At 65.6% G+C, this 16,160-nt stretch carries 16 protein-coding genes and 1 pseudogene; 4 read left to right on the top strand and 13 right to left on the bottom strand.

Features of this window, described 5'->3' with window-relative positions; all coding sequences use genetic code 11:
- Positions 1 to 49 precede the first annotated feature (49 nt).
- Both JOY90_RS31840 and JOY90_RS31845 read right to left on the bottom strand, forming a co-directional pair.
- The gene (locus JOY90_RS31840; protein ID WP_291695058.1) at positions 50 to 1,048 is read right to left on the bottom strand and encodes an extracellular solute-binding protein; all 999 of its coding nucleotides are present in this window, start codon (positions 1,046 to 1,048) and stop codon (positions 50 to 52) included.
- Entirely contained in the window at positions 1,048 to 2,250 is a 1,203-nt protein-coding gene (locus tag JOY90_RS31845) for an alanine--glyoxylate aminotransferase family protein (protein ID WP_291695059.1), read from the bottom strand. Before JOY90_RS31845 ends, JOY90_RS31840 begins: the two co-directional genes overlap by 1 nt.
- Positions 2,251 to 2,512: 262 nt before the next feature.
- Between JOY90_RS31845 and JOY90_RS31850 the strand changes: the two genes are divergently transcribed.
- The gene (locus tag JOY90_RS31850) at positions 2,513 to 3,712 is read left to right on the top strand and encodes an FAD-dependent monooxygenase (protein WP_291695060.1); all 1,200 of its coding nucleotides are present in this window, start codon (positions 2,513 to 2,515) and stop codon (positions 3,710 to 3,712) included.
- 28 nt (positions 3,713 to 3,740) lie between these two features.
- Here the strand turns inward: JOY90_RS31850 and JOY90_RS31855 are convergent, their stop codons facing one another.
- From JOY90_RS31855 to JOY90_RS31890, 8 genes and pseudogenes are all read right to left on the bottom strand, one after another.
- Positions 3,741 to 4,805: a hypothetical protein gene (locus JOY90_RS31855; protein ID WP_291695061.1), complete on the bottom strand. Its 1,065-nt coding sequence runs from the start codon at positions 4,803 to 4,805 to the stop codon at positions 3,741 to 3,743.
- Between the two features lie 298 nt (positions 4,806 to 5,103).
- A pseudogene (gene ftsZ, locus JOY90_RS31860) lies at positions 5,104 to 6,153 on the bottom strand (cell division protein FtsZ); the annotation flags it as partial.
- A gap of 42 nt (positions 6,154 to 6,195) precedes the next feature.
- Positions 6,196 to 6,690 carry a hypothetical protein gene (locus JOY90_RS31865; RefSeq protein WP_291695062.1) on the bottom strand — a complete coding sequence of 165 codons (495 nt, stop codon included), beginning with the start codon at positions 6,688 to 6,690 and terminating at the stop codon, positions 6,196 to 6,198.
- A 322-nt stretch (positions 6,691 to 7,012) separates the two neighbouring features.
- A complete protein-coding gene (locus JOY90_RS31870; protein WP_291695063.1) occupies positions 7,013 to 8,089 on the bottom strand; it encodes a hypothetical protein in 1,077 nt (358 codons plus the stop codon).
- A 417-nt stretch (positions 8,090 to 8,506) separates the two neighbouring features.
- The gene (locus JOY90_RS31875; protein WP_367277018.1) at positions 8,507 to 9,790 is read right to left on the bottom strand and encodes a PAS domain-containing methyl-accepting chemotaxis protein; all 1,284 of its coding nucleotides are present in this window, start codon (positions 9,788 to 9,790) and stop codon (positions 8,507 to 8,509) included.
- Positions 9,791 to 9,897: 107 nt separating this feature from the next.
- The gene (locus tag JOY90_RS31880) at positions 9,898 to 10,266 is read right to left on the bottom strand and encodes a hypothetical protein (protein ID WP_291695064.1); all 369 of its coding nucleotides are present in this window, start codon (positions 10,264 to 10,266) and stop codon (positions 9,898 to 9,900) included.
- Positions 10,267 to 10,342: 76 nt separating this feature from the next.
- Positions 10,343 to 10,615 carry a hypothetical protein gene (locus JOY90_RS31885; RefSeq protein WP_291695082.1) on the bottom strand — a complete coding sequence of 91 codons (273 nt, stop codon included), beginning with the start codon at positions 10,613 to 10,615 and terminating at the stop codon, positions 10,343 to 10,345.
- 163 nt (positions 10,616 to 10,778) lie between these two features.
- Positions 10,779 to 11,723 (bottom strand): DUF2778 domain-containing protein, encoded by a 945-nt coding sequence (locus JOY90_RS31890; protein WP_291695065.1) that lies wholly within the window; start codon positions 11,721 to 11,723, stop codon positions 10,779 to 10,781.
- Positions 11,724 to 12,079: 356 nt separating this feature from the next.
- On the opposite strand from JOY90_RS31890, the gene JOY90_RS31895 reads away from it, so the two are divergent.
- Positions 12,080 to 12,274, top strand: a complete 195-nt coding sequence (locus JOY90_RS31895) for a hypothetical protein (protein WP_291695066.1) — start codon at positions 12,080 to 12,082, stop codon at positions 12,272 to 12,274.
- Here the strand turns inward: JOY90_RS31895 and JOY90_RS31900 are convergent.
- Positions 12,219 to 12,542 carry a hypothetical protein gene (locus JOY90_RS31900; RefSeq protein ID WP_291695067.1) on the bottom strand — a complete coding sequence of 108 codons (324 nt, stop codon included), beginning with the start codon at positions 12,540 to 12,542 and terminating at the stop codon, positions 12,219 to 12,221. The two genes, JOY90_RS31895 and JOY90_RS31900, sit on opposite strands and share 56 nt — an antisense overlap.
- A 112-nt stretch (positions 12,543 to 12,654) precedes the next feature.
- Positions 12,655 to 13,626: an AraC family transcriptional regulator gene (locus JOY90_RS31905; RefSeq protein WP_291695068.1), complete on the bottom strand. Its 972-nt coding sequence runs from the start codon at positions 13,624 to 13,626 to the stop codon at positions 12,655 to 12,657.
- 246 nt (positions 13,627 to 13,872) lie between these two features.
- Here JOY90_RS31905 and JOY90_RS31910 point away from each other — a divergent pair, with 246 nt between their 5' ends.
- Complete coding sequence (locus JOY90_RS31910) at positions 13,873 to 14,295, top strand: GFA family protein (protein ID WP_291695069.1); 423 nt, start codon at positions 13,873 to 13,875, stop codon at positions 14,293 to 14,295.
- Between the two features lie 91 nt (positions 14,296 to 14,386).
- Here the strand turns inward: JOY90_RS31910 and JOY90_RS31915 are convergent, their stop codons facing one another.
- Positions 14,387 to 14,830 carry a GNAT family N-acetyltransferase gene (locus tag JOY90_RS31915; protein ID WP_291695070.1) on the bottom strand — a complete coding sequence of 148 codons (444 nt, stop codon included), beginning with the start codon at positions 14,828 to 14,830 and terminating at the stop codon, positions 14,387 to 14,389.
- 679 nt (positions 14,831 to 15,509) lie between these two features.
- Between JOY90_RS31915 and JOY90_RS31920 the strand changes: the two genes are divergently transcribed.
- Complete coding sequence (locus tag JOY90_RS31920; protein WP_291695071.1) at positions 15,510 to 16,148, top strand: PAS domain-containing protein; 639 nt, start codon at positions 15,510 to 15,512, stop codon at positions 16,146 to 16,148.
- Positions 16,149 to 16,160 lie beyond the last annotated feature (12 nt).

Genomic DNA, 16,160 nt, shown 5'->3' on the forward strand with positions numbered 1-16,160 from the left:
AGCACCCGCTTCAGCCGCTTGGCGCGGGCGCCCGGCGCGACGACGCAGGTCAGCGGGTCTCCTGGATCACGTCCTTGATGCGATCCATCGTCTCGCCGCGCTTTGCGGTCCAGCCTTCCTCGTCATATTTCACGAGCTTGATGTCGGAGAGTTTCGGCATCTTGCCCGGCAGGTTGGGCAGATCGAGATCCTGGCGGGCCGGCCTGCGGAACGTCTCCTTGAGAATCATCTCGCGAACGTCCTTGCGGTTGACGTAGTCGACGAACTGGCGCGCGCCGGGCGTGTTCGGACCGTTCTTGATGATGGCGACGCCTTCCATCTGCACGATGGTGCCGTCGGACGGGTAGATCACTTTCACCGGGGCGCCGTTGTTGAGCCAGAGATAGCCCGCGTATTCGAGCGAGACACCCAGTCCGTATTCGCCGTTGCCGACCCCCTGGAAGACGAGCGAGGAGCGGTTGAGCATCCTGGTGTTGCCGATCAGCTTTGCGACCTTGTCCCAGCCGGCATTGCCGCCGCCCCACAAGTCGACGAGCATCGTGATATTCGAATAGGCCGAACCCGAATTGGCCGGATCGGTGAAGGCGACGTTGCCCTTCCATTTCGCGGCGAGCAGATCCTCCCAGCTCTTCGGTCCCTCAGCCTCCGGCACGGATTTGGTGTTCTGCAGCACGACGAGCAGGTGCAGATTGGTGCCGATCCAGCGATCCTGCGGATCGCGGAATTCGACCGGGATCGCATCCTTGTTCTGCGAGGCGTAGGCATCGAAATACTGGACGTTGGATTGCAGCAGCGAGCGGCTGATGCCCCAGACGATATCGCCCTGCGGCCGATCCTTCTCGGTTTCGATGCGCTTGACCAGGACGCCGGAGCCCGCCGAGACGACGTCGGCCTGAACGCCGGTCGCCTTGGTGAACTCGGTGGCGACGAGCTTGTTCAGCGTCGCATCATTCGCGGAATAGATGACGATGCGCTGCTCCGCCTCGACGCCATCAGCCCAGACCAGCGCGGCCACGAACGCCGCCGCTGCGATCCCCAAACGCCGCATTATGATGGTTCTCCGTCGGCTGCCTTGTTGGTTCTGGGAGCTTGAGCGCGGGCGGCAAGCACGTCGAGCGCAGCGCGCACGCCCGCATGCGGGACCTCGGCCGGCCTGCCAAGATCGTTGAGGGTGGCTTCGAGATGACGCAGATCGGTGATGATGTCGGCCTCGCCGATCATCCCCATCGTGCCGATGCGGATGACCTTGCCGGTCTGGCTCGGATGCCGCGCTCCGGCGATGACGGTGCGATAGCGCTCGCGCATGTGCCGGACGATGGCGCCGCCGTCGAGGCCTGCGGGCACCTTCATGGCGGTGACGGTGGCAGATGAGGTGCTCGGCTGGTTGTAGAGCGCAAGTCCAAGCGCCTGCACGCCGGCGCGCAAGGCCGAGGCGAGGCGGTCGTGACGCGCAAGCACGTTGGCAAGGCCTTCCGCGTCGATCATGCGCAGCGCCACGAGCAGGCCGTAAACCAGCGTCACCGGAGGCGTAAAGGACGTGCCGTCCTTGTCGAGCGAGGCCCTGGCGCGGCGGAAGTCGGCGAAAAAGCAGGGCATGCGGCCGTCGCGGCCGATCGCCTGCCATGCCTTGGCGCTGATGGCGGCAAGGCCGAGGCCGGGCGGGCACATCAGCGATTTCTGCGAGGCAGAGACGACGATGTCCGCGCCCCACGCATCCATCTTCATCTCGACGCCGGCAAGGCCGCTGACGGAATCGACGATCAGGAGCGCCGGCGTATCCCGCACCACCGCCCCGACGGCCGCGACGTCGTAGGCGACCCCGGTGGAGCTCTCGTTGTGGACCATCACCACGGCGCGGTAGGCGCGCTGCCTCAAGCGCGCGGCCACGCGGTCCGCATCGAGCGCGCCGCCCCATTCGACATCGAGGGCGTGGACCTCCGCGCCGAAGGCTTTAGCGATTGCAACGAAGCGTTCACCGAACTGGCCGGCGACGACGACGAGGACCGCATCGCCGGGGCTCAGGATGTTGGCCAGGGCCGCTTCCATCATCGCCGTGCCGGAGCCGGCGAAGGTGAGAACGTCATGCGCCGTGCCGAAGATCGGCTTCAGGCGCTGGTGGCATTCCGCCAGCATGGCCCTGAACTCGGCGCCGCGGTGGTTGAGGACCGGCAGCGCGGTGGCCTGGCGGATGGGTTCGGGGACGGCCGTCGGGCCGGGAAGGCGAAGCCGATAGTCGGGAATGGTCAACATGCGGCGAAGACACTAGCGCAATAAAAAGTAGATCGCCAACTGCCCTTCGCGCAAATGAGCCTTGCGCAGCGGCGAACTGATCACGACGGTCGCGTGACCCAGCAGGACCGCGGTCGTCCGAGGCATGGCCCATGACCTCGCTTCGATCTATCATCAAGATCGGTGGTCATGGATTCCGGGTTGGCGCGGAGCCTGCCATCGGGCCGCGCTTTTGCGCGGACCCCGGTGGCGCGCCCTGGAATGACAGTGGCAGGGAACGACGATGGGTGACAAACCGATCAGCATCGCGATCGCAGGGGCGGGAATAGGCGGCCTGGCGGCGGCGCTTGCGCTGCTCAGGCGCGGCTTCGCGGTGAAGGTCTACGAACAGGCGCAAGTGCTGGCGGAGATCGGCGCGGGGCTGCAGATCAGCGCCAACGGCACGGAGGTCCTCGATCAGATCGGCGTTCTCGGCGCGGCAAGAAAGATTGCATGCGAGCCGACCGGCAAGCAGATCCGGCTCTGGAGCACGGGCGACACCTGGAAGCTCTTCGATCTCGGCGCCGCTTCCGTCGAACGGTACGGCCATCCCTATTTGATGATCCACCGGGCGGACCTGCACCGCCTGCTGCTCGACGCCGTCAACGCGATATCCGCGGACGTGATCGAGACCGGCGCACACTGCATCGGCTGCCGTCCAGCCGAGCGCGCCGTTTCCATCTCGCTGGCTGGCGGTGCGATCGTCACGGCGGATGTCCTGATCGGCGCGGATGGAGTCCACTCGGCGGTTCGTCAGGCCCTGTTCGGTCCGGATCGCCCCGCGTTCACGGGCTGCATGGCGTGGCGCGGACTGGTCCCGATCGAGCGGCTTCCCGAGCGGCTGCGGGCATTGGTCGGCACCAACTGGGTCGGACCGGGCGGCCACGTCGTGACCTATCCCCTGCGGCGCGGCGAGCTCCTCAACTTCGTCGGCATCGTCGAGCGTGACGACTGGAAGGGCGAGTCATGGACCGATGCGGGCACGCGCGAGGAATGCGCGGCCGATTTCGCGGGCTGGCATCCCGACATCCACGAGATCATCGGCAACATCGACACGCCGTACAAATGGGCGCTGATCGGCCGCGAGCCGCTGCCAAAATGGACGCAAGGCGCCGTGACGTTGCTCGGAGACGCGTGTCACCCCACACTGCCCTTCCTGGCGCAAGGCGCCAACATGGCTCTCGAGGACGGGCTGGTCCTCGCCCGCTGCCTCGAAAAATACCATGACCCGCAGGTCGCATTGAAGCAGTATGAGGCTGCGCGTATCGAGCGAACGACGCGAATCGTGCGTGGATCGGCCGACAACGCCAAGCGCTTCCACAACCCGACCTTGGCGGACGCTGCGGGCGCCAAGGCCTATGTCGATCGCGAATGGCAGGAAGATCGCGTGAAGGAACGTTACGACTGGCTGTTCGAGTACAGCGCTCTCCGCGCGACGATCTAGCTGGCGTGCTGCCGCATGGCCGAAAGCATCACGGCGCGCTGGAGCCGCCCTCGACGATGCGCTCGTTGAGCTTCTGATCGACGACCTGGACGGTGCGATCGATCTCGGCATTGGGCATGCCGAGCTCATGCGCGATCAGCTTCACCAGCAGGTCCACGCGCTCGATGAACGGCGCGCCGGCGGCCACCGCGCGGGCCGCCGACGAGGGCTTGAGCAGGCTTTCGGCGGCTTTGGCGTATTTCTCGAACGCTACCTGGTCCGCCGCATCCGCACCGAGGCGCCGCGCGACCGCATCGACGTGCTGATAGATCGATTGCGAGAGCTTCAGGTCGTCATGCACCGCGTCGCGAATCGATCGCGGCTCCTGCGGGGTGATGCAGCGATAGTTTCCGGTTAGCAGCATCGACCACTTGGCCAGCGGGACGAAAAGCGAATCGAACACCTTGAGCTTCACCGGCACGTCCTGGCCATCGAGCTTCACGGCATCGATGTCGGCTTCCAGCTCCCGGAGCAGAACATTATGCGTGTCGTCGGCGAAGGCCGCCGCCTTGAAGTTCGTCGGCAGGCCGACATGAAGAACGTTCGCCGCCTCGTCCGGCGGGCGGAATGCCTGCGGGTCGGGCGAACACAGTGACATCAGCCCCGGCTCGAAGCGCTCCCACACCTGGGCGTTGGTGTAAGCCTCCTCCAGATCCATGCCCGCCAGCGCCGGGATGCGCTTCAGATAGGGCAAGGGCGGCATGTTCATGATCGAAAGGCAAGGCAGCTTCGCCGCGGCGACCTTGATCATCAGGACCCGGATCGTGTGGTTGGTGTATTGCGGCTCCTGCATCGCAAGACCAACCAGGTCGTAGCGGGAAATGTCCGCGTCCGCCGGAGGCCTCGCGTCCAGCTTCCCGGGAAGATCACGCGAGAAGATCGAGCGGTGCGCCGGCTCGTCACGGAGCTTGAGACGGACTTCGGTGCCATCGCGATTGATCACCTCCGCCGTCTTCCTCCGGCACACCAGGGTCACGTTGTGACCCGCCATCAATAGTTTCGTCGCCAGCAAGGAGCCATAGGAGGCTCCGAGGATCAGGATGTTGCGCGCCATGTCACCGCTTCCACGAACAGGTTCGTCCGACGCCTACCGCAAATTGAACCCCGGGACAATCACGCGGCGACGCTCGCGTTCCCGCCGGAAGCAGGCCGATTCAGCTTGCCCTGCGGCCCAGGAAGGCCGGAATCTCGAGAACCTTGTCCACCAGCGCATTGCGGACCGCTGCGGAGCGGCCATACGGATCGTGGCCTCGCACCACTGCGGGCCGCGTATAGTCCGGAGCCGAGCGAACCTCGCTGTAACGGGTCGCCGGACGCAGCACCGGCGCCTTCGGCTGTGGCGGCGGCGCCTGGCGCTCGGCCCGGTCGGGCACGCGACGGTGGTCGTTCTGCAGCCGGCCGGCGAGCTCCGGCAGCGCCGTCGCCGGCTGCGCCGCGGCCGAGCCGGGATTGTCGATCCCGGTCGCCACCACCGAGACGCGGACGGAGCCCTGCAGGTTCTCATCGAAGGTGGCGCCGACGATGATGTTGGCGTCCTGGTCCACCTCTTCGCGAATCCGCGTCGCGGCTTCGTCGATCTCGAACAGCGTGAGGTCCTTGCCGCCGGTGATGGAGATGATGAGGCCCGAGGCACGCTTGATCGAGGGGTCCTCGATCAGCGGGTTGGAAATCGCGGCCACGGCGGCGTTGATCACGCGCCTCTCGCCCGAAGCCTCGCCCCGGCCCATCATGGCCTTGCCCTTCTCGCGCATCACCGTGAGAACGTCCGCGAAGTCGAGATTGATCAGGCCTTCCTTGACGATCAGATCGCTGATGCAGGCCACGCCCGAATAGAGCACCTGATCGGCCATGACGAAGGCATCGGCGAAGGTCGTCTTCTCGGTGGCCATCCTGAACAGGTTCTGGTTCGGGATGACGAGAAGCGTGTCCACCGCCTTGAGCAGTTCGGCGATGCCGGACTCGGCCGAGCGCATGCGGCGCTGCCCTTCGAACTGGAACGGCTTTGTCACCACGCCGATGGTGAGAATGCCGAGCTCGCGCGCGATCCTGGCGATCACCGGCGCCGCCCCGGTGCCGGTGCCGCCGCCCATGCCGGCCGTGACGAACACCATGTGCGCGCCGGTCAAATGATCACGGATCGTATCGGCGACCTCCTCGGCCGCGGCACGGCCGAGCTCAGGGTGCGAGCCGGCGCCGAGACCCTGGGTCACCTCGGCCCCGAGCTGGATGATGCGCCGGGCCCGCGACATGGTCAGCGCCTGGGCGTCGGTATTGGCGGCGACGAAGTCGACGCCTTGCAGGCCCGACGCGATCATGTTGTTGACCGCGTTGCCGCCGGCGCCGCCGACCCCGAACACGATGATGCGGGCCTTCATCTCGCGAATGTCGGTGATGTCGGTCATCTATGCCTCACGATTTAATCAGCACGCTGGAAACGAGGATTGCTACCTGGACGCCTTGCGGTCCGCCGCCACGATGTCCGCGGCCATGACACCCGGCCGTCGAGTGGCGAGGCCATGGCCGTCATTCAACCCGGGACCGCGGCCGCCGGCCCGCAGAAAGCCCTCGAGCCGCGCGGCGGCTTCCTTGGCCGCCATGGTCTCGGCCGTCGCCTGCAACAGCTCGACCATCAGGCGGTCGGCGCGCTCACGCTCGCGCTCGTAATCGGCCCGGTGGCCGGCCGCGACAGCTTCGAGCCGCGCGACCTCCGCCTGCAATGTCACGATTCTTCCGGCCAGCGGGGCAGTGTCGCCGCCCGCACCAGCGCGTCGCGGCCGCGGCGTGTGCCGCAGCTCCGCGACATCCACGCTCACCATGGCTTTGCCGTCATTCGAAAGCGAGCGCGGCAAACGAAGCCGCTTGGCGAGCGAACGGGCCGCCTTCGCCGAGATCGTCAGACGCGCGCCAAATGCGGCGTATGTCAGCGTTTCAACTGGCATCGCGGTACTCCTGGAACTTACCCGGCGGCCGGTTTAACCGAAAAGTAACCACAGGCTAGGCCTGGATGGTTAACAGGTGGTTAACGGGTGGCGGCGGTCTTAGGCGGAGTTGCGATAGCCTGTGCAAGTTGACGTGATCGATGCAGACCGCCGCCACATACTCCACTGTCATCACCCGCGAAGGCGGGTGATCCAGCATCCCAGAGACAACTCAGCTTGAATTGATAGGCCGGGGCGTACCGGGTCGCCCGGTCCCGCCTGCGCCAAGGGGCTTCGGCGGGCGCGCAAGCCGGGCGACGACGGCGCGCTGCCAGCGGTCCGGTCAGTGGAGCTTGGCGGACACCAGCTTGGCCAGTTCGTTGGCGCGCCGCGTCGCATCGTCGTGGATGGCCTGGTCGCGGTCGCCGCCGCCGACATGGACTTCGACCACGAGCAATCCCTTGCGGATGTAGATCTGGTTCATGATGTTGATGCTGGCCTCGTCACCGAGGCCGCTCAGCTCGGTCCGGGCCTCGCCGACCTTCCGCACCACCTGGTAGTATTTCTTCGAGAGCTCGGGCGTGGCCGCCACGTTCGACACGATCAAGGTGACGTCGTGCGTGACGAAATGACGCTCGCCATTGACTAGGTCGGCCCGGCTGGTCTGATAGAAGCAGCGAATCGGCTTGGGCAGGGCCTCGACGCGGTCGATGCGCGACTCGAACTTGATCTGCCCCATCGTCTTGCGCGGCGGCTCGATCTTCATGTCGCCGAAGATCGCGCGAACGTCCTCGGGCGTCAGCAACGCGCAGGCGTCCGGCCACTGGTCCACGGGCGCGACCGAGGAGGTGCGCGTGTCCTCGGGAATATCGACGCTGTTGTTGGTGGCGACCGGCGCGGTCGCCTCGACCATGCCGACCCCCTCCTTCCAGCGCGCGGCCACCTGCTTGGCCAGCGCCACGGCGTTCGGCTGGGACTGCGGCGAGTAGATGTCGAGATTGAGGACGTAGATCAGGTCCCCCTTGCGAACGGAGACCTTCACCTCCGAGGAGGAGGTTTCCAGCAGGGCCTCGTCGCCGATGCCGGAGGCCGGCTCGAGGTGACGGTTCAGCGACGGATCCGCCACGATCTTCTCGCGCGTGGAACGCATGTTGGCAAAGGTCGCCTTGGAGCCGTTCACGCCCTCGGTCTCACCGCCCCACTGCACGATGGTGACGGTCGTGAACTTGGCGGTCTCGAGCTTGGAGGTCGGGCTCGGCAGCTTGACCATGTACATGCAGCCCTCGGAATATTGCGGACCCTTGTAGATCGGGCTCAGGGTCGGTCCCTTGCTGACGACCGGCCTGCCGGGGAACAACGCCTCGAGATCGCTCTGCGGCAGCAATTTGCAGGCGTCCGGCAGGGCGGAGCTGCCTTGCATGCCGCCGCCCTGTGCACGGATCTGAGTGGCGCCCAGGCAAGCAGGAACGAGAAGAGACCAGAAAGCCAAACGCTTGAGAGTCATGTACCAACTCCGTACTTTACGCGGTATTGCCCGTGGAAAGCCCACCGCCCCTTGCGGCCAACCGCATTTTGCAGGAAAGCGATGGCGCCGATGGCCGGCACCCGCTGCAGGCGGTCCGCCCTCTAGATGAACGCAAATGTTGCATTAGTGTGGCCGGCGCCGCATTGACGTGGCCGGACCCGCGCGACACGGCAACGGTGCGGCGTGCTCGCCACATGTTCCATCGGCGCCGATAAATCGCGCTCTGGATTGCGCATCTTTTCGAGCTCTTCAGCTCCTGGCTCGTGGTCCGCCGGTCATTCGCAGATCAGCGTAACGCGATGACGCCCGCGATCAGGCGCGGAGGCTGCCGAGGAACTGCCGGACCTGAGATTTCAGCCTGGCGCTGTCGTTGGCGAGCGAGCCGGCCGCCGCCTTGACCCGCGAGGCAGCGCCCGAGGTCTGCGAAGCGCCGTTCTGCACGTCGACGATGTTGGCGCTGACGTCGCGCGTGCCGGCCACGGCATGCTGGGCGTTGCCCGAGATGCCGCGCGTCGCCGAGCCCTGCTCCTGCACCGCGGCCGCGATGCTGGATGAGATCTGCGACATGCGCTCGATGGTCGCCCCGATCTCCTTGATCGCCTCGGCGGAGACTTCGGTCGCGGTCTGGATGCTGGTGATCTGCTGACCGATCTCGCCGGTCGCCTTCGCGGTCTGCTCCGCCAGCGACTTGACCTCGGTCGCGACCACGGCGAAGCCACGACCGGCCTCGCCGGCGCGTGCCGCCTCGATGGTTGCGTTCAGCGCTAGCAGGTTGGTCTGGCCGGCGATCGTGTTGATCAGGTCGACGACGTCGCCGATGCGCCCCGCCGCCTTGGTGAGCTCGCCGACGCGCTCATTGGCGACGCGGGCCTGTTCGACGGCGCCGCTCGCAATCCCGACCGATTCCTGAACCTGATGGCCGATCGCCGCGATCGACGAGGACAACTCCTCGCTCGCCGCCGCCACCGAATTCACGCTGTTGGCGGCGCGCTCCGAGGCCGACGCAACGCGCGACGTCACGTCCTGCGCCTTCTCGGCGGTCGCGGACAGCGAGGAAGCGGATTTCTCGAGCTCGGAGGATGCCGCGCTGACGGTCTCGATGACCTCGCCGACGGCCTTCTCGAAATCGCCGGCCAGGCGCTGCAACTCCGTCTTGCGCTGCAGCTCGGCGATCATCGCCTCGTGGATGTCGACCAGCGAGCCGCAGGCCCGCCGCGGCTTGCGGTTGGCGTCCAGCACCACGCCACCGGTCGCCCGAAACCAGCGGTAGGAGCCATCCTTGACCTTGAGCCGGTACTTCACGTCATAGCCGACGCCGGAAGCGCAGGTCTCGCCGAACGCCGCAAACGTCGCGTCGCGGTCGTCCGGATGCAGGCGGTCCGACCACGAGGTCACGCGGTTGGGAAATTCCGCTTCGGAGCGAAAGCCGCATAGCCGGCGAAATTCGGCGGACCAGGTCCACCTCGCCTTCGGATGCATGGCGTCGCCTTGGTGCAGCACCGCATCCCACAGGCCGATGCCGCAATGGTTGGAAAGCGTGTCCAGCCATTCGACCTTGCTTTCGAGCTCCGGGTTGCTTTGGCTGAAGCTGAACATCGGAAGGTTCCTGGCTGATTGACGGGCCGGTAACCTTTACGAGCGGTTAGTAAAAGATTGCGTTAAGGCCCGATCCGTAGAAACACCGAGTCCGGAAAGGGCCCGCGTCAGGTCCCATCCGGCGCGCGCTCCTCACCATCCGTTTCAGCCTCGGCCTCGCCGGGCGCATGTCCGCTGCGTTGCCGAATGACGATGGCATGCACATCGACGTCGACCTTGAGCAGATCGAGATCGCGCGTCATCTCGCGCAATTCCTGCCCCTTGCGAGCGAGTTCCTCCGATACGTCGACCGCGGTCCTGCGCTCGGTGACGCCACCGGTGGCGGTCGTGAAGGCCTTGGCTTTGAGCCACTCCAACCGGGCGCGCTGAGTGTCGCGAGCGAACTTGGCCTCCACGAAGCGGCGGCGCGCCTCATGGTAAGACGCGATCAGCTCGACTTCAGGTAGCTTCCAGAGGGCTTCGACGGAGAGGCTCACGATGGCAGTCTCACGATCAGACCAGTCACGGTCCCGTCATGCTGCGCGAGCCGCAGCCAGTCGCACGTTGGCGGCCTCACGCCGCCGCACGCATCTCCCAGTTCGGCGGATAGACATAGGCAGGAACTTCCAGCGTGTCGTGGGGTCGGTTCTGCTGCGACCGCGCGCGCACCGGGCTCTCGCAGGCTTTGAAATAGGCTTCGAGCTCCTTCATCGCGCACTCCTCCCATTCCTGCGCTTGCGCCAGCAGCGAGGCGCGTTGAACGGGCCGGAACGCCGCGGTCTGGCGGTGGAGTGACGCGATAGCGCGATAGCGGCGCACGTTTTCCAACACGGATTCCCCACTCATCGACATCACTTGCTTTCCCTATCGTTGTCGTCGCGGGGAGATTGCGCCGGAACGATTTTCGATTTCGTTAGCAGACGCGATCGCTGCAGACGGGCAGTGGCCCCGCGAAGTCCGTAGTTAAGGCACCGCTAAGCCGGCAACCGGACGGCGAGCCCTCCTTGGCCTACAGCGACGACTGGCGGATCGTCAGGTTCGAGAGGCTGGTGACGACGGCGAGACGCTTGATGTCGCCCTTCTGATAGGCTGCCAGAAAACGGTCGTAGTCCTTGATCGACACGCAGCCGTTGGAGTCGCCGTTGGGACCGAGCATGTAGCCATGGGTGAGCAGGCCGGAGCGTCCGAGCGTGCTGCCTTCCACTGCGACCATGCGCAGCGCCTGGATGCCGTGAAACAATTTGTCGCGCGGCTTCAGGTCATAGACGGCCGGCGGCGTCGCTCCCACCATGCGCACGTTCACATGCTTTGGATCGTCCTTGGTATCGCCGAAGCCGGAATGCGCTTCCAGTCGCAATCCGTTCGGCAGATAGACCACGCGCGCCGAGATGTCGTAGACGGCGGTGGTGCCGTCATAGCCGAGCGCGGTCAGGTCCAGCGCCTCGCCCTGCATGCCGTCAAAGGGCGTCAGCGCCGCGAGCGTCGCGCGCGGCCGAAAGATATCCGAGAGCTTCCGGAACAGGGTTTGATCGTCGCCGCGTCCCGAGTCCGCCTCGTGCGGCGGAGCGCTGGCTTCGGCCGGCCGCGGCCGCGGCAACGGCACCCCCGGCATGCTCGGCGCGGGCGGCTCTTCGAGACCGGCCAGCTCCATCGACATCGTGACGTCGTCGCTCAGCTTCTGCGCCAGCAGGCCCTTGGCGATCACGAGCCTGATTTCCGCAGCCGACGGCGGCGCCTTCCTGCTCAGGTCGGCTGCGAAACGTCCATTGAAGCTTCCATTGAGGGAGGCGTCGCGGTTCTTGGCCGTTTGGGGCGCGGGGAGTGGCGTATCCTGCTCTGCGATCCAGGTTGCCGCGGCAGAGGCGATGGCGAGCGCTACCGAGACGGCGGCCACGGCGGGCAGCCATCTCGGACAAGTATCGAGCAGTTCGGCGACGGTACTCTCTTGATCCATCCCAACGGATCGTCACCGTGTGAAACGACCCCCCAAATCATCAGCGTCGGGAAGGATCATGAGGATGCGAGTAAGGCGAAATATGGGCGATCTGTGGCGAGCCGGCGGCTGTTTTACGCCGGTTTTCGGTCATCATTTGCTTGACTGTGCGGCCATAGTCTGCCTTTCGCCAAATTTGCCTCCGAATCCCGATGCCCAGTGCGACGCGGTGACCTCGACGCTCACAAGCAAGCGCGCGAAAGGATGTAAGCTGTCAGACCCGCGCAATTCCACGGTCGCGGCGGGCTGTGTGAGACCACCCACATTCGCGGTGCAGGAGGCCATGGCAATTTCCTCGAAACGGAGGATCAATTCCCATGCTTGCCCTGTGTGCGTTCGATGCGTTGCTCGTCGTCGCGATGATGTTCTTCCTGTTCCTGCCGATCAGCGACCGCAGAACGGTGATGATGAGGCTCTGCGTGCTGTGCATCATTGCCGCGGGGCTGGCGGCTTCCGTCACGACGATACACGCCCCGCAGGTGCAGCTTGCGAGCGTGGCGCACGACCGCTGACGGATGCGGGCGGTGTCCGGCGCTGCGACCCGCCGTCATGCCATGGGATGCGGACGAGGCGCCGCTCGCGTTCGGCCAGCATGGCTGCAACACGAGCGTCGACGAGCCGCCTCGCGCCGCGCATCGCCAGCTCCCAGGCCGATCTCAATCCGGCGGCCATCGGAAGCGAGAGCGGCCCCAAAGTCACGACCCTGAGCAGATTCGAGGCGAGCGACGTCATGATGATGATGATGGCGGCGACGAACGTCACAAGGTAGGCTTCCTTCATGGGCTCCCTCCATTTGCCGTGACGACAGCCAAGCCCGTCACCGTCATGCCGCGCCGCGCGCAGGTACCGAAGCACAGCTCGGCTCGCGCGACCTCGTCTCGACGAGGGGCGGTCACCGCGTCCCATCACCGCGAATTTCGCGCGGTGTCAGTCCGTAGCGGCGCCGGAAGCAGCGATTGAAATAGGACAGGTCGCCGAAGCCGACATCATAGGCGATGGTGCTGATCGCCATCCGGCTCGACGAAAGCTCGCACAGCATCCGATGCGCGCGTGCCAGCCGCTGCGCGGTCAGGAATTCGGAGAATGTCGTGCCGTCGGCCTCGAACAGACGCTGCACGTAGCGGGGCGTGACGTTGAGGTTCGCGGCGACGGTTGCGACCGAGATGTCGCGGCGATGGCTGTGCGCGACGACGAAGGCCTTGGCGAGCTTCAGGCGGGCGGCGCGCAACCCGCGGGTTCTCGCCGTCTCGGCGAAGCCGGCGGAAGGACCGAGCGTCAGCGCCACCAGATCCTGAATGTGCCGCACGGAGAGATTGAGTATCTGGGCGTCGATCGATCCGGCGGCGTTCAGGAACCAGCCGGTGTAGTCCTCCAGCAACCGCAGCGCCCCGCAACTGGCGGGAATCGGCCGCATCAGCGCGTCGTCGATGCTGACCGCCGACGATTCCAGCGCCGCACGCGGCACGCGCAGCGTCACCGATTTCCCGAGATCGACGCGACGGAAGGTGGCGGCCTCGCCGCAGCTCAGGACGATCGCCTCGCCGTCGAGGAGGCTCTGCCGCTGGCCCGCCGATTCGAATATCGCCGTCCCGCTCCGGTTGATCGCAAGGACGACGTCGTCGTTGCCGTCGGAGAGATATTGGCCGCCACGCGCCACCCTCACCGGCGACGACGAAGCATCCATCAGTTGCAGCCCCGGCAGGGACAGTGTGCGGTTGTGGGCCTCGAAAACCGTGTCCGGATCCGGCTCGATGTCCACGCGGAGCATCACTTGGCCATAGTGCTCCCGCCAGAAAGCGATGCGATCATGTTCGGGGATGTGCTTTGTGGAAAATTCGACAACGCGCGTACTGGAATTTGTCATGTGCAATCGCCAAAATGTATGTCGTCTCCCTTCCCCCCTCGCGGTCGCGTTTCCTCTGCCCATTCGCCTGTTACCGGATCGATCACGCGGCGGCATCCTCCGAAGGGATGACAAGTGTGAAGTACCGCACACAACGGTCGACGGAAGATTTCCGGTCGTCTTGCGCCATCAATTGGTCGCGACAGTCCAAGACGCTTCCGCTGCCAGATGATCCACGTCTGGCCTTTCGCAGCACGAGGATTTGCGATGAAATTGACAGGCAAGTGTTTCTGTGGCGCGGTCGAAATCGAGGTTTCCGGCGCGCCCGAGGCGATGGGATATTGCCATTGCCGCTCCTGCCGTTCCTGGTCGGGCGGCCCCGTCAACGCTTTCAGCCTCTGGAAGCCGGAAGCGGTGCGCATCGTGGCGGGCGCCGAGAATGTCGCGACGTTCCAGAAGACCGAAGTGAGCCAGCGGCAATATTGCGCGAAATGCGGCGGCCACCTGATGACCAACCATCCGCCGCTCGGCATGATCGACGTGTTCTCGGCAACCATTCCCGATCTCGACTTCAAGCCGGCGGTGCACGTCAACTACGCCGAGACGGTGCTGCCGATGCGCGACGGCTTGCCGAAGCTGAAGGATTTTCCGAGCGAGTTCGGCGGGTCCGGCGAGATGGTCGCCGAGTAGTCGGAGACCGTCGAGCGCCCCGGGGCGTGGCGTTGCGCCCTGGGGACGCCGGAGATTCCGCTTCCACTCGACCAGATTCATTCGACCAGATTCATTCGGCCAGGTTCTTGTCGAACCGCACGGCACGCCAGTCCAGCGCCCGCGTGCATTCGAAACCGGCCTTCCGCGCGAAGCCCGCCATCTCCTCGTTGGTTTTCAGGGCCTCGCCGAACAGGCGGAAGTAGCCCAGGCTGACGGCGCGGAACTGCAGCGCCCATAGCAACGCGGAGCCGAGACCCTGCCGGCGGCAGTCGTCGGCCACCGAAATCGCGAACTCGCCGCAACCGGAGTCGCGGTCGAAGGCATAGCAGGCCTCGCCCACGATCCGGCTGCGTCCGTGCTTTCTCAATTCGGCGAACAACACGAAACGATCGTCGCCGCAGCCCGGCTTCAGACAGTTGTCGGCAATCATCGTCAGGTCGTTGACCGGACCCATGAAGCGGTTGTGGCGCGCCCTCTCCGACAGCGTGCCGAAATACCCGGCGAGGCGCTCCATGTCGAAGGCCGCCGCAAGGCGGATCACGATCGGACGGGGGCCGGCGCTCGACAGCCCCTTGAACCAGCGTCTCGTCACCCGCCGCTCGCTCGCACGGCGCGGCAGGGGAATCGAGCCGGGACACCACGGCCGGGCGCCCCGAGGCGCGCGCACATGGCGTCGACAATCGGCACGGTGGCATCCTCTTCAACTAGTTGGTTGATTTCGGCGGGACGCCGAACCGTACGGATTGACCGTAGATAACGCCGTATTTGTGCGCTTGGACGACAGCGCCAATCATCAGGCCTACAGCGAAGCGACGCGCGCGCGGCGTAGTTGAACCGCCGACAAACTCTATTCGACCAATGACGGGAATTGCGTCGCTGCGGCGGGGTTTGAACAGGGGACGCGTCGCGATCCTTCGATCGCGGAGTTTTTTTGGAGAAGAAATGGCGAACCGTGACTCACATGAGCAAGTCGCCGGAGCCGTCTGGGTCGACGGAGTGGACGACAGCGTGTATATTTCCTACATTGCAACCCGACCGCGACGCGAGGCGCGGCACGCGATTTTCGAAACCTCGGGCAGGCTGACGCGACGGCCAGCCGGCCCTTTCGCGAGCCTGCCGGATGAGCTCGACATGCAACGGGAGAGATTTCACTGATGCGCCGCCTTGCCACGGATTTCCAACAAGACGCCGATATGAGCAAGCGCCTCGGTCCCCTCCCCGCGCGCGAGAGCCTGTTCGAGAGCGCGCTGGACCTGCTGACGGACGGCATCGCGCTGCTGCGGCGGGACGGCCGGATCGTCTACGCCAACGAGGCCTTGCGGATGATGGCCGCGCAGGGCGGCGACTTCCGCCTCGACCGCAACGTCATCGAGTTTGCATCTTCCGATCTGCGCAGCCGCTTCGCGGCCGCGCTCAGCGCGCTCGAGCACGTCGAGGAACCGGCCACTACCTTCCTGGTCTCCGATTTCGCGGTCCCGCGAGAGCAGGGACGGCCGCCCTACACCGTGTCGGTGCGGCCGTTGGCGCGTGGCAAGGAGGAGATGGCCCATCCGGACGCGGCGGCGATGATGCTGGTCCACGATCCGCTGCTGCGCAATCGCGCCACCGGCCACATGCTGCGCGAGCTCTACGGCCTCACCAATGCGGAGTCGGAACTCGTGCAGGCGCTGTCGAGCGGCATGACCGCGGTCGCCTATGCGCAAAGCCGCCGCATCAGCATCACCACGGTGTACACGCATCTGCGGCGGACGCGCGAGAAGACCGGCTGGAAAAGCGTCGCCGAGCTGACCCGCCGCTTCCACGAGCTCAACGTCGCCTTGCGGGTCAACTAAGTAGCTAACGCA

It is taken from the genome of Bradyrhizobium sp. (genome assembly GCF_019242285.1).
Classification (GTDB): Bacteria; Pseudomonadota; Alphaproteobacteria; order Rhizobiales; family Xanthobacteraceae; genus Bradyrhizobium.

Excerpts from the sequence above, each read along its gene's own strand:
- JOY90_RS31840 (WP_291695058.1), bottom strand. The coding sequence starts at position 1,048 with ATGCGGCGTTTGGGGATCGCAGCGGCGGCGTTCGTGGCCGCGCTGGTC.
- JOY90_RS31845 (WP_291695059.1), bottom strand. The coding sequence starts at position 2,250 with ATGTTGACCATTCCCGACTATCGGCTTCGCCTTCCCGGCCCGACGGCC.
- JOY90_RS31850 (WP_291695060.1), top strand. The coding sequence starts at position 2,513 with ATGGGTGACAAACCGATCAGCATCGCGATCGCAGGGGCGGGAATAGGC.
- JOY90_RS31855 (WP_291695061.1), bottom strand. The coding sequence starts at position 4,805 with ATGGCGCGCAACATCCTGATCCTCGGAGCCTCCTATGGCTCCTTGCTG.
- JOY90_RS31865 (WP_291695062.1), bottom strand. The coding sequence starts at position 6,690 with ATGCCAGTTGAAACGCTGACATACGCCGCATTTGGCGCGCGTCTGACG.
- JOY90_RS31870 (WP_291695063.1), bottom strand. The coding sequence starts at position 8,089 with ATGCAAGGCAGCTCCGCCCTGCCGGACGCCTGCAAATTGCTGCCGCAG.
- JOY90_RS31875 (WP_367277018.1), bottom strand. The coding sequence starts at position 9,790 with ATGTTCAGCTTCAGCCAAAGCAACCCGGAGCTCGAAAGCAAGGTCGAA.
- JOY90_RS31885 (WP_291695082.1), bottom strand. The coding sequence starts at position 10,615 with ATGAGTGGGGAATCCGTGTTGGAAAACGTGCGCCGCTATCGCGCTATC.
- JOY90_RS31890 (WP_291695065.1), bottom strand. The coding sequence starts at position 11,723 with ATGGATCAAGAGAGTACCGTCGCCGAACTGCTCGATACTTGTCCGAGA.
- JOY90_RS31895 (WP_291695066.1), top strand. The coding sequence starts at position 12,080 with ATGCTTGCCCTGTGTGCGTTCGATGCGTTGCTCGTCGTCGCGATGATG.
- JOY90_RS31900 (WP_291695067.1), bottom strand. The coding sequence starts at position 12,542 with ATGAAGGAAGCCTACCTTGTGACGTTCGTCGCCGCCATCATCATCATC.
- JOY90_RS31905 (WP_291695068.1), bottom strand. The coding sequence starts at position 13,626 with ATGACAAATTCCAGTACGCGCGTTGTCGAATTTTCCACAAAGCACATC.
- JOY90_RS31910 (WP_291695069.1), top strand. The coding sequence starts at position 13,873 with ATGAAATTGACAGGCAAGTGTTTCTGTGGCGCGGTCGAAATCGAGGTT.
- JOY90_RS31915 (WP_291695070.1), bottom strand. The coding sequence starts at position 14,830 with ATGGAGCGCCTCGCCGGGTATTTCGGCACGCTGTCGGAGAGGGCGCGC.
- JOY90_RS31920 (WP_291695071.1), top strand. The coding sequence starts at position 15,510 with ATGAGCAAGCGCCTCGGTCCCCTCCCCGCGCGCGAGAGCCTGTTCGAG.